This is a genomic window from Streptococcus oralis, from assembly GCF_016028255.1.
Classification (GTDB): domain Bacteria; phylum Bacillota; class Bacilli; order Lactobacillales; family Streptococcaceae; genus Streptococcus; species Streptococcus oralis_AC.
Map to the genome: position 1 here is coordinate 284,635 of NZ_CP065707.1, position 12,652 is coordinate 297,286.

The following is a 12,652-nucleotide window of genomic DNA, read 5'->3' on the forward strand; positions in this document are numbered from 1 at the left end:
AAAAGACAAGATTTTATACCATTTTTATCCATTTTTTCAGTTTTATAAGGGAAATAAGCACAGAACTTCATTCTTTGATATAATAGAAACAAGAATCTTTGTAAGGGGAAACAGATGCACTCACTTCGTTTTCAATCTGTCTTTGATATTATCGGCCCTGTCATGATTGGCCCATCAAGTAGCCATACAGCTGGTGCGGTTCGTATCGGAAAAATCGTGTCTTCCATCTTTGGTGATAGACCGACAGAGGTGGAATTTCAACTATTTAATTCATTTGCCAAGACCTACCGTGGTCATGGAACTGACCTTGCTCTCGTCGCTGGAATTTTAGGTATGGATACGGACGATCCCGACATTCCAAATAGCCTTGAAATTGCCCATAAACGTGGTATCAAGATTGTCTGGACCATTCAGAAAGACAGCAATGCTCCTCACCCTAATACCACTAAAATTACTGTGAAGAATGAACACAAGTCCATCAGTGTGACAGGGATTTCTATCGGTGGGGGAAATATCCAAGTTACGGAACTTAACGGCTTTGCTGTCTCTCTTAACATGAACACACCGACCATCATCATTGTACATCAGGATGTTCCAGGTATGATTGCCCACGTTACTGAAGCCCTCTCTCGTTTCGATATCAACATCGCTCAGATGAATGTAACTCGGGAAAAAGCTGGAGAAAAAGCCATCATGATCATCGAAGTCGATAGTCGAAGTTGCGAAGAGGCAATTGAAGAAATCCGAAAAATTCCTCATCTCCACAATGTCAATTTCTTTAAGTAGGAGGAAACATGTTTTATTCTATCAAAGAATTGGTTGAGCAAGCAGATCTAGACTTCCAAGGAAATGTCGCAGAACTCATGATCGCGACAGAATATGAACTGACCGGCCGGGAACGTGCAGAAGTTCTCCTCCTCATGGAGCACAATCTAGAAGTCATGAAAGCCTCTGTCGAGCTCGGTCTTAGTGAAAACAAATCTCGTAGTGGCTTAACGGGTGGCGATGCAGCCAAGCTAGATCGCCATCTCAAAAGTGGCAAGGCCTTGTCTGACTTTACCATCCTATCAGCTGCCCGAAATGCCATCGCGGTCAATGAACACAACGCTAAAATGGGCTTGGTCTGCGCCACTCCAACCGCAGGAAGTGCTGGCTGTCTACCTGCCGTTCTTACTGCAGCTATCCAAAAACTTGACCTCAGCCACGAAGAACAGCTGGATTTCCTCTTTGCTGCTGGTGCCTTTGGATTAGTTATCGCAAACAATGCCTCTATCTCGGGCGCTGAAGGTGGCTGCCAGGCCGAGGTTGGCTCTGCCTCTGCCATGAGTGCCGCAGCCTTGACCTTGGCTGCAGGTGGAAGCCCCTATCAGGCTAGTCAAGCCATTGCCTTTGTCATTAAAAATATGCTGGGCCTCATCTGTGACCCTGTCGCTGGTTTGGTCGAGGTTCCCTGTGTTAAGCGCAATGCTATGGGAGCCAGCTTTGCCTTTATCGCGGCAGATATGGCCTTGGCAGGTATCGAGTCTAAGATTCCTGTTGACGAAGTCATAGATGCCATGTACCAAGTCGGATCCAGCCTCCCAACTGCCTTCCGAGAAACGGCTGAGGGTGGACTCGCTGCCACACCTACTGGTCGTCGCCTACAAAAAGAAATCTTCGGAGAATAAACCTCATCTAATAGGAGAAACTATGTCATCAATCTCAGCCATCTTTTTCGATCTAGACGGAACACTCGTTGACAGTTCTATCGGGATCCACAATTCCTTTACTCATACCTTTGAACAACTGGGAGTCCCGACTCCTGATGCTAAAACCATTCGTGGTTTCATGGGTCCACCGCTTGAAACTAGCTTTGCAACTTGTCTCCCAAAGGAGCAAATCTCGGAAGCTGTTCAAACCTACCGTTCTTACTACAAGAAAAAAGGGATCCACGAAGCGCAACTCTTCCCCCGAATAACGGAATTGCTTCAAGAACTCTCGCAAAACTATCCTCTCTACATCACCACTACAAAGAATACTCCTACTGCTCATGATATGACTAAAAATCTGGGAATTCATCATTTCTTTGATGGCATTTACGGTTCTAGTCCTGAAACACTACACAAGGCGGATGTCATCCGTTATGCCTTGCAGACACATCAACTCCCTGCAGACCAAGTCCTCATCATCGGGGATACTAAGTTTGATATGATCGGAGCTCAAGAAACTGGCATTAAAAAGTTCGCTGTCACTTGGGGATTTGGAGAAGAAGCTGATTTACTCAGCTATCATCCTGACTGGATTGCCCATACAATCGATGATATCATCAGTCAGCTATAACAAGCTAATAGCTTCAAACTACAGAGTAAAAAGACCAAGGTTCTGTCTACACAAAACCTTGGTCTTTGATTTATGATCAATTACATGAGTCACTCTTACTCAGCATGGGTTGTCTCATTTGCAAAGGAAATGATGGCTTCTTTGAGCTCATCTCCGCTGAGTGAACGGAACTCCTCAATTTTCTGATTGATGGCTTCTAGTGGCATGACATTTACCTTACCAACGAAAATCTTGTCCATGACTTGGTTATCAACCAATTCGGTCGAAACCAAGAGTTCTTCATAGAGTTTTTCACCTGGGCGAATCCCAACTTCAACGATTGGAATTTCACTTTCTGTGTGTCCGCTTAGAAGCACCATTTTCTTAGCCAAGTCATAGATCTTAACTGGTTTGCCCATATCGAGGATAAAGACTTCTCCGTCCTTGGCATAAGCGCCAGCATGGATTACCAGACGGCTGGCCTCTGGAATGGTCATGAAGTAACGTGTCATACGGAAGTCTGTCACTGTTACAGGGCCGCCTTCAGCAATCTGACGTTCAAAGACAGGAATCACACTACCACGACTACCGAGAACATTCCCAAAACGAACTGCACAGTAGGTTGATTTGCTACGTTGGTTAAAGCCAGTGACAATCAATTCTGCCACGCGCTTGGTTGCGCCCATAACATTCGGTGGATTGACCGCCTTGTCAGTCGAAATCATGACCATCTTAGGTACTTTGGCTGCATCAACAGCCTTGGCAACATTATAGGTTCCAAGGATATTGTTCTTGAAGGCTTCTTTTGGATTGCGTTCCATCATCGGAACGTGTTTGTGGGCTGCAGCATGGTAAACGATGGCTGGTTTATACTGTTCAAACACTTGTAGAAGACGATCATAGTCCTGAATATCTGCAATAACAGGAACATAATCAATCCCTTGGAATGTACGGATCAATTCATGATAAACGAGATAGATTGAATTTTCACCATGGCCCAGCAAAATCACGCGTTCAGGATTGAAGCGACTGACCTGACGACAAATCTCTGAACCAATCGAACCGCCGGCTCCTGTCACCAAGATGGTCTTGCCTGTAAGCTCTGCACCAAGACGCGATTCGTCAAGACGAATTTCCTGACGGCCCAAAAGGTCTGTGATATCAATTTTCTGGAAACCACTACCTGGTTGATGGAGCCCTTGAACAACTGTCTCAACCTTAGGCATCTTGTAACATTTGACGCCTAGCTTATTACACATCTGCAAGATGCGTTCGTACTCTGACGGATCAAGCGAAGGAATGGCTACGATGACGCGCTCGATTTGGTGGCGTTTGGCCAATTCAGGCAGATTATCATAAGAACCCAAAACGGAAATTCCACCTAGTTTTTGTCCCTTTTTCTTCTCATCATTATCCAAAATTCCCACTAACTCAAGGTCACTAGTTGGGTGTTGGTAGCTGTTCATAAAGAGGGCCCCACCATCACCAGCACCAATCAAGAAAGTACGGCGGTGTTCGCCCTCTCCACTTCCCTGCTTGCGCTTAGAATAAATCAACTGCCAAGTGATACGAGGGAGTAAGATCAGGAAGGTACTCAATAAGATAAAGAGTATGATGAACCGGATAGAAAATAGAGGAAGAAAAGCGTAGCAAAGTCCGTAAGAGACAATGCTGCTGACGGTTACGCCAAAAAAGATTTTTAAGAAATCTGTGATTTTACTATAGCGACTAATACTCGCATTGAGCCCCCAAAATCCAATCATGATTTGATAGAAGAGGAAAGCCAAACCAGTATAGATAACATAGTCCACAGGCGCTGGGTTAATCAAGCCATAAAAGAGAATGTAAGACACGATGATGGAAACCACCATACTAATAATATCAAATACACCCCAAAATACTTGTTTTTGCTGTTTATTTAAAATTTCAACCAGATCAATCACGTAATCTGTTAGTTTTTTATTCATAGGAATTTACTCTTTCTTAAAAGAATTTAAACATATATTGTTATTATAACATTTTTGGGCTATTTTATCTTTTACAATACTATTTATTTTTTCTTAATAATTTTACAAAAATAAACTGACGTACAAAGCCTGGACAAAGTGCAACAATGACCTGAATGGCAATGCTTTTCGCATATTCCATGTAGGAAATTTGCCCTCTTTCAAGCATACGCTGACGAGCTTGGCGATAGAGTTTGAGGTAGCGCAAACCACCTCGACGCTCAAACATCCCTGCACCGACACGAACCTGACACAAGATTTGATCCAAGTTTCCAGTCTTGGCACCTGCGGCAATCATATTGAGCCAGAGGAGGTCGTCCTCCATATAAAGTCCGTCTTCGTAGTTACCTGCCTTGAGAACCATATCCTTTTTGAACATGACTGTCATGTGGTTAAAGGCGCTTCTCATTCTCTGATAGGCCACAATGTCTGCGTGCTGAGTTGGAACACGACGATAAGACACAATCTCGTCAGGATTGTCAATAAATTCTGCAATATGTCCGCCTAAGAGATCGAGATCTTCTTTCTCCATTAGCTGAAGCTGTTTCTCAAAACGATCCGGAACAGCTATATCATCTGTATCCATGCGAGCGATGATATCGTACTGACACTGTAAAACACCGTATCGAAGAGCCAAACCCAAACCTTGATTTTCTTCTAAAGGGCAACGCTTAACTGGAATCTCTGACTGCGCTTCCACTTCATCTAGCACCTGATAGAGTTCGGGCGTGAGCGGCCCGTCCTCAACAAGAACAAGCTCACTTGGTTTCAAGGTCTGGTTTTGAATACTCTTGATAGCATCTCTCAAAAATGTCGGTTTTTCCTTTACATAGACCGACATCAAGACGCTGATTTTTTGCTTTTCAGACACAGTTTTTCTCCAATTTATAGATTTCCTTCCACTATTTTATCACAAAATTTCTTAGTTTCCTATTTTTATCTCAAATCAAGGAAAATTCTAGTAAAGAAATCTGTCTCCTTTCTGTATATTTTCAGTTAAATCTTTCCAGCTTTCCTCCCCGTCTTTACTTGACATTATATAGAAAAAACCTTAAAATAAGCTGTTATTAAAATCATCTTATCGAGGTTTTCATGAAAAAACAATCACTCTTTTTTGTTCTTGGAATTGTCTTAATCGGGACTGTTTTGCGCTCTCCTTTTACTGCTTTACCAACTATTTTAGGAGACATTGCTCAGGGACTAGGAGTTGAGGTCAGTTCCCTTGGGATTTTAACCAGTCTCCCTCTCTTGATGTTTGCTCTTTTCTCGGCTTGTGCGAGTCGCTTGGCGCAAAAGATTGGACTAGAGCATCTCTTTACTTACTGTCTCCTTCTCTTAACTATTGGCTCTGTCATTCGTATCTTCAATCTTCCCCTTCTCTATCTAGGAACTCTGATTATCGGTGCGAGCATCGCCATTTTTAATGTTCTTCTCCCTAGTATGATTCAGGCAAATCAGCCTAAAAAGATCAGTCTCCTAACAACACTCTATGTCACTGCTATGGGAATTTCGACAGCTATCGCTTCTTATCTTTCTGTCCCTATCACTCAAGCTAGTTCTTGGAAGGGCTTGATCCTCGTTCTCAGCTTTCTATGTCTGGTCACTCTGCTAGTCTGGTTGCCAAATCATCGCCACAACCACCACCTAGAAAGCCAAAAAGAAAAGCAAGTCAAAGAAAATATTCTAAAAAGTAAAGATGTCTGGGCTATCATTATCTTTGGCGGGCTTCAGTCCTTGCTCTTTTATACAAGTATGACTTGGTTGCCAACTATGGCTATTAGTGCTGGTCTTTCTAATAGCGATGCGGCTCTTCTAGCTTCTATCTTCTCACTGATCAGTATTCCTTTTTCCATGACCATCCCAAGTCTAACAACTCGTTTGTCAGACGGTCACCGTCAAATCATGCTGGCAGTTATCTCTATCGCTGGTATGATAGGAATTGCCATGCTCTTGTATCCAAGCGACAACTTCCTCTACTGGCTAGTCGCTCACCTCTTGATTGGGACAGCATGTAGCGCCCTCTTTCCTTATCTCATGGTTTGCTTCTCACTTAAGACCAGCTCGCCTGAAAAGACTGCGCAACTCTCAGGCCTGGCGCAAACAGGGGGCTACATCTTGGCGGCCTTTGGTCCTACCTTGTTTGGTTATAGCTTTGACCTTTTCCAATCTTGGGTTCCAGCTGTCCTTGCCCTTCTAGCCATCGATATCATCTTGACCATCTCACTCTTTATGGTAGATCGGGCGGATAAAATCCTTTAATTTTTCTAAAATACTGCTCAGATATAAACAATGCAAAGCCAGACTCTGTCTGGTTTTTTAGGCGTTTCTATCAAGAAAAAGCACCATCCATCTGTTAGCAGAAAGGTAGTGTTTTTGATATAATAAGATGTATAGAAACTAATTGTCATGCGAAAAATAAATTAGTTTATAAGATAGCTACTATTTCAAGCGAGGTACATAGAATGGATGAACAGAAATACAATTTGAAAGAAAGTTTAGCAGAGTTAGATAGGTTCTTTGACTTATCAGCAAAGGAGATAGATCAGACTGACTATGAAGCTCTAGCAGAAAAAGCAAGAATAATTTATGAACAATATCCTGAATCAGAAGACATTGCGTTGCGGTATGCTGGGATTTTGTTCAATTTGTCAACCGAACAAACTGAGTTGAAGGAAATCGAGACCACTGCTGAAAAATTAGAGAAATTACAGCAACAATTCCAGGATTCACCTGATATAGCTTTATGTTATGCCATGATTTTGGTTAATTTATCAACCAAGCAAACTGAGTTGAAGGAAATCGAGACTACTGTCGAAAAATTAGAGAAATTACAGCAACAATTCCAGGATTCACCTGATATAGCTTTATGTTATGCCATGATTTTGGTTGATTTGTCAATCGAACAAACTGAGTTGAAGGAAATCGAGACCACTGCTGAAAAATTAGAGAAATTACAGCAACAATTCCAGGATTCGCCTGATATAGCTTTGCAGTATGCCATGATTTTGTTCAATTTGTCAACCGAACAAACTGAGTTGAAGGAAATCGAGACCACTGCTGAAAAATTAGAGAAATTACAGCAACAATTCCAGGATTCGCCTGATATAGCTTTACGTTATGCCATGATTTTGGTTAATTTATCAACCAAGCAAACTGAGTTGAAAGAGCGGAAGGCTGCTGTCGAAAAATTAGAGAAATTACAGCAACAATTCCAGGATTCGCCTGATATAGCGTTGCGGTATGCTGGGATTTTGTTCAATTTAGCAATCAAGCAGACTGAGTTGAAGGAATGGAAGGCTGCTGTCGAAAAATTAGAGAAATTACAGCAAAAATTCCAGGATTCGCCTGATATAGCGTTGCGGTATGCTGGGATTTTGTTCAATTTAGCAATCAAGCAGACTGAGTTGAAGGAATGGAAGGCTACTGTCGAAAAATTAGAGAAATTACAGCAACAATTCCAGGATTCACCTGATATAGCTTTGCAGTATGCTAAGATTCTGGTTAATTTATCAATCAAGCAGACTGAGTTAAAAGAACTGGAGGCTACTGTTGAGAAATTAGAGAAATTACAGCAACAATTCCAGGATTCACCTGATATAGCTTTGCAGTATGCTATGATTTTGGTTAATTTATCAATCAAGCAGACGGAGTTGAATGAAATCGAAGCTACTGTTGAAAAATTAAAGGTCTTGCATCAACAATTCCCTGAATCCCCTGATATAGCTTTGCGGTATGCTAGGATTTTGTTCAATTTAGCAGCCAAGCAGACTGAGTTGAATGAGCGGGAGGCTACTGCTGAAAAAATACAGGGATTGCATCAACAATTCCCTGATTCACCTGATATAGCTTTGCAGTGTGCTCAGATTTTGGTTAATTTATCAATCAAGCAGACTGAGTTAAAAGAACTGGAGGCTACTGTTGAGAAATTACAGGGATTGCATCAACAATTCCCTGATTCACCTGATATAGCTTTGCAGTGTGCTCAGATTTTGTTCAATTTATCAATCAAGCAGACTGAGTTGAATGAGCGGGAGGCTACTGTTGAGAAATTACAGGGATTGCATCAACAATTCCCTGAATCGCCTGATATAGCTTTGCAGTATGCTCAGATTTTGTTCAATTTATCAATCAAGCAGACTGAGTTAAAAGAATTGGAGGCTACTGTTGAGAAATTACAGGGATTGCATCAACAATTCCCTGAATCACCTGATATAGCTTTGCAGTATGCTCAGATTCTGGTTAATTTATCAGCCAAGCAAACTGAGTTAAAAGAACTGGAGGCTACTGTTGAGAAATTACAGGGATTGCATCAACAATTCCCTGAATCGCCTGATATAGCAGAAATGTATGCTATGATTTTGTTCAATTTATCAATCAAGCAGACGGAGTTAAAAGAACTGGAGGCTACTGTTGAGAAATTACAGGGATTGCATCAACAATTCCCCGAATCGCCTAATATAGCTTTGGGGTATGCTCAGATTTTGTTCAATGTATCAATCAAGCAGACGGAGTTAAAAGAACTGGAGGCTACTGTTGAGAAATTACAGGGATTGCATCAACAATTCCCTGAATCCCCTGATATAGCTTTGCAGTATGCTCAGATTCTGGTTAATTTATCAGCCAAGCAGACGGAGTTAAAAGAACTGGAGGCTACTGTCGAAAAATTAGAGAAATTACAGCAACAATTCCAGGATTCACCTGATATAGCTTTGCAGTATGCTATGATTTTGGTTAATTTATCAATCAAGCAGACGGAGTTGAATGAAATCGAAGCTACTGTTGAAAAATTAAAGGTCTTGCATCAACAATTCCCTGAATCCCCTGATATAGCTTTGCGGTATGCTAGGATTTTGTTCAATTTAGCAGCCAAGCAGACTGAGTTAAATAAACTCGAAACCACTGCTAAGAAATTACAGGAATTGTATGAACATGAACCTTTCCGAGAATCCGAAGAAATTGCTTTTATATATGGTATGTTCTTAGCAAGCTTATTTAATCATCAAACGGAGTTAGATGAACGTCTTCAAACCACAAAAATAATTAAAAAACTCTATGAAAAATTTTCAAAATTTATGATACAAAATTTTGATGATTTATTTTTCCGTGATGATAATGTTTGTGACCGTGATGAGTACAAGCTATTCAACTTTATCTTAAAAGAAGGTCTTTTAAAGAATACTAAATATGCTATTTTAAAAACATGGGTAAAGCGTTATAAAGAAGACTCGAGTGAACTAAGGAACTTGCTATCAATTTATCAACTTGTTCAAAAAATCAAGTATCAATTGGGACTAAAAGACGAAGATAAAAATCAGGTGCTTAAATTCGGCCATTACACCAAGGGAAGCACTCTCCAAATTATGTTAGATCAAGAGGAGAATGAAAAGAAGAAAGAGGAGAATGAAAAGAAGAAAAGTACTTTTTCGGTATCTGGAAAAACTCGATTGTATAATGCTAATTATATGAATGATCCTGAAGAAGGAATCGTCATAGAACAGATATTGGGCTTAGATAGACGAGATGTTTTGGAGCCAAGCTCATGGTTTTTAATGAGTTTTACAAACAAAACGGATGATTTGGCCATGTGGTCCCAGTATGGTGATGATGCCAAAGGCGTTTGTTTGGTACTTCGTGAAGATGATTTTTCTAGATTTACTTCCTTCAATGATGTTTCTTGGCGTAAAGAGGCCATCCCCTTAGTAGAGACAATGAATAAGGTAGAATCTACTCTATCGTATGATTTAAAAGGCTCACCAAATGAATTAAATAATATTAAACCAACTGTAGCTATTATAGATGAAGAAAAAAGGTCGAAATCTGAAAAAAAAGAGAATGTACCAAAACGGAATAACGATTATCTTTACCGAATTGCCTATGTTAAGCATATAGGGGAAAATTTAAAACTAGAACAAACTGAACTATTTGAGAAATCGGAAATAGATAAATTAGAAAAATTGTTGAATAATTTAAAAGAAAAACTAGATATCGGTTCAAAAGTCACAGAGGAGAACTATCAAAATGCTATTGCTGAATGTATAGAAGAAATTCGTTACTTGTTTAAATCTGTAGATTATAAATATGAGAATGAACTGCGTATCTTACGCTATGCTAATCTAGACCCAAGTAATAAGGAAATCAAAATTGACAAAACCTCTGGAGTAGGTAAACTTTATATAGAACGGGAGAATCCAATTCAAATTGGGGAAGTCATTTTCGGTCCTAAGTTTCCGAATCCTGAGTACGTGACTCCTTTATTGAAACTTTTGGATAAGAAAATTAAGTATAAGAAATCTATGATAAAATTTAGATAAAGACTGGCAACATCCTCTAAACTTCTAGTTTATACTAGGAGTTTTTTATATATAAAATTTTTACACATATTTCTTGACAGGGCTTTCATATTGAGATACAATATATTTGAAAAGAGTATATATAAAATTTTTATATAATAAAAAGGAGGTTTCCCATGTACTTCCCAACATCCTCTGCCTTGATCGAGTTTCTCATCTTGGCTGTACTGGAGCAGGGAGATTCTTATGGTTATGAGATTAGCCAAACCATTAAACTCATCGCCAATATAAAAGAATCTACGCTCTATCCCATTCTCAAAAAATTGGAAGCCAGTGGCTTTCTGACCACCTACTCTAGAGAGTTTCAGGGGCGTATGCGCAAATACTACTCCTTGACCAATCAGGGCGTAGAGCAGCTCATTACTCTAAAGGAAGAGTGGACGCTCTATACCGACACCATCAACGGCATCATAGAAGGGAGTATCCGCCATGACAAGAACTGACTATCTGACTCAGTTAGAAACCTATCTCCATAAACTACCTGAAGCTGACCGCATCGAAGCCATGGACTACTTTAAGGAACTATTTGACGATGCAGGTCCAGAGGGCGAAGAAGAGCTTATCGCTAGTCTGGGAACACCAAAAGAAGCGGCTCATGATGTTCTCTCTAACCTCCTCGACAAGAAAGTCAATGAAGCACCTGCTCAAAAGAATGACCGTCAACTGCTACACATTGCCCTACTTGCCTTACTAGCAGCCCCTATCGGAATTCCTGTTGGAATTGCAATTATCTTAACCATTATCGGGCTTTTTATCGCAGCTGCCTCTGTCATTCTAGCCTTCTTTACTGTCTCTGTGACAGGTATCCTACTGGGCGGACTCTTTATCGTAGAGAGTTTTAGTATCCTAGTCGAAGCCAAATCCGCCTTTATCTTGATTTTCGGGGCTGGTTTGCTTGCTATCGGTGCTTCTTCTCTTGTTCTACTAGGCATCTCCTATGTAGCTCGTTTCTTTGGCCTTCTGGTCGTCCGCTTGGTGCAATGGATTCTTAAAAAAGGAAAGAGAGGTGACAGACATGCGTAAATTGACGAAAGGATTTCTCATCTTTGGTGTAGTTTCCACGATCCTTGGTTTTATCATGATTATTGTAGGCGCCCAGTCCAATGGTATTCAAAGTTTGCTTGCCATGTCAAAAGACCCCGTCTATGACAATCGTATCGAAGAAGTGACCTTCGGAAGCGAAGTGGAAAAACTTGATTTGACCCTTGAAGAACACAGCCTAACCATCACAGAGTCTGTAGATGACAAGATCCACATCACCTATCATCCGTCCATGTCTGGCCGTCATGATCTGACTACTGGCATGAGTGACAAAACACTGAGCGTCACTGACAAACAAGCCTCCCAACATCGTTTTCTCGGTTCAGGAATCGAAGGCCTACTTCGTATTGCCAGCAGTTATTCCAACCGTTTTAATGAAGTTATTCTCTCTTTACCTAAAGGGAGAACTCTGAAAGCTATCAATGTCTCGGCCAATCGTGGACAGACCTCCATCCGTCAAGTCACCCTTGAAAATGCGACAATCAAAACAAAAGGCTACCACTTAAGAATAACAGAAAGCTCCATCAAGAACAGTATACTAACGACACCTAGTATTATCAATATTTTTGATACAGAATTGACAGATAGCCAGGTCAAGACGGAAGGGGAACACATCTATGCTGAGAATATCCAGTTTCACGGTAAGGTTGAGCTAGACTCTCATAACGACTTAAGACTCTTTCTTTCTAAGACAGAATTCGATCGTATCAATTTAGACATTTCTTCTAAGCATGGCGGTATTTATCGTAAAGCATACAGAGAACACCCTAGACAAAAAGACAATGAACTTGCCAACCCTTACAAAACTGAAAAAGCAGATGTCAAGGACCTGCTCATTATAAGGGCCAGCCAGGATATCTACCTACCCAAGGAAGAAGAATACTCTGCTCCACCTAGAAACCATTGACAAAAACGCTCTCATCTGCTAGTCTAAAGATAGAAAACGACCATAAAAAA

General features: G+C 40.8%; 10 protein-coding genes. 8 read left to right on the plus strand and 2 right to left on the minus strand.

Annotation, left to right across the window (positions count from 1 at the left end; genetic code table 11):
• Positions 1 to 114 precede the first annotated feature (114 nt).
• Genes sdaAB through I6G42_RS01425 form a run of 3 tightly spaced genes read left to right on the plus strand, consistent with a single transcriptional unit; the run spans position 115 to position 2,319 of the window.
• Positions 115 to 786 (plus strand): L-serine ammonia-lyase, iron-sulfur-dependent subunit beta, encoded by a 672-nt coding sequence (gene sdaAB / locus I6G42_RS01415; RefSeq protein ID WP_038804696.1) that lies wholly within the window; start codon positions 115 to 117, stop codon positions 784 to 786.
• An 8-nt stretch (positions 787 to 794) separates the two neighbouring features.
• The gene (sdaAA, locus tag I6G42_RS01420; protein WP_038804697.1) at positions 795 to 1,667 is read left to right on the plus strand and encodes an L-serine ammonia-lyase, iron-sulfur-dependent, subunit alpha; all 873 of its coding nucleotides are present in this window, start codon (positions 795 to 797) and stop codon (positions 1,665 to 1,667) included.
• Between the two features lie 22 nt (positions 1,668 to 1,689).
• Positions 1,690 to 2,319, plus strand: coding sequence for an HAD-IA family hydrolase (locus tag I6G42_RS01425; protein ID WP_038804698.1), 630 nt, complete (start codon positions 1,690 to 1,692; stop codon positions 2,317 to 2,319).
• Between the two features lie 95 nt (positions 2,320 to 2,414).
• Here the strand turns inward: I6G42_RS01425 and I6G42_RS01430 are convergent, their stop codons facing one another.
• On the minus strand, positions 2,415 to 4,265 hold the full coding sequence (locus I6G42_RS01430) for a nucleoside-diphosphate sugar epimerase/dehydratase (protein WP_038804699.1): 1,851 nt from the start codon (positions 4,263 to 4,265) through the stop codon (positions 2,415 to 2,417).
• A gap of 79 nt (positions 4,266 to 4,344) precedes the next feature.
• Positions 4,345 to 5,175, minus strand: coding sequence for a glycosyltransferase (locus tag I6G42_RS01435; RefSeq protein ID WP_038804700.1), 831 nt, complete (start codon positions 5,173 to 5,175; stop codon positions 4,345 to 4,347).
• A gap of 221 nt (positions 5,176 to 5,396) precedes the next feature.
• Between I6G42_RS01435 and I6G42_RS01440 the strand changes: the two genes are divergently transcribed.
• From I6G42_RS01440 to I6G42_RS01460, 5 genes are all read left to right on the plus strand, one after another.
• Positions 5,397 to 6,563 carry a CynX/NimT family MFS transporter gene (locus I6G42_RS01440; RefSeq protein ID WP_038804701.1) on the plus strand — a complete coding sequence of 389 codons (1,167 nt, stop codon included), beginning with the start codon at positions 5,397 to 5,399 and terminating at the stop codon, positions 6,561 to 6,563.
• 203 nt (positions 6,564 to 6,766) lie between these two features.
• Positions 6,767 to 10,615, plus strand: coding sequence for a DUF2971 domain-containing protein (locus tag I6G42_RS09995; RefSeq protein WP_232234404.1), 3,849 nt, complete (start codon positions 6,767 to 6,769; stop codon positions 10,613 to 10,615).
• Between the two features lie 155 nt (positions 10,616 to 10,770).
• Complete coding sequence (locus I6G42_RS01450) at positions 10,771 to 11,097, plus strand: PadR family transcriptional regulator (RefSeq protein ID WP_038804702.1); 327 nt, start codon at positions 10,771 to 10,773, stop codon at positions 11,095 to 11,097.
• The gene (locus tag I6G42_RS01455) at positions 11,084 to 11,677 is read left to right on the plus strand and encodes a DUF1700 domain-containing protein (RefSeq protein ID WP_038804703.1); all 594 of its coding nucleotides are present in this window, start codon (positions 11,084 to 11,086) and stop codon (positions 11,675 to 11,677) included. Before I6G42_RS01450 ends, I6G42_RS01455 begins: the two co-directional genes overlap by 14 nt.
• Positions 11,670 to 12,602 (plus strand): DUF4097 family beta strand repeat-containing protein, encoded by a 933-nt coding sequence (locus I6G42_RS01460; protein WP_038804704.1) that lies wholly within the window; start codon positions 11,670 to 11,672, stop codon positions 12,600 to 12,602. Before I6G42_RS01455 ends, I6G42_RS01460 begins: the two co-directional genes overlap by 8 nt.
• The last annotated feature ends 50 nt before the right edge of the window (positions 12,603 to 12,652 follow it).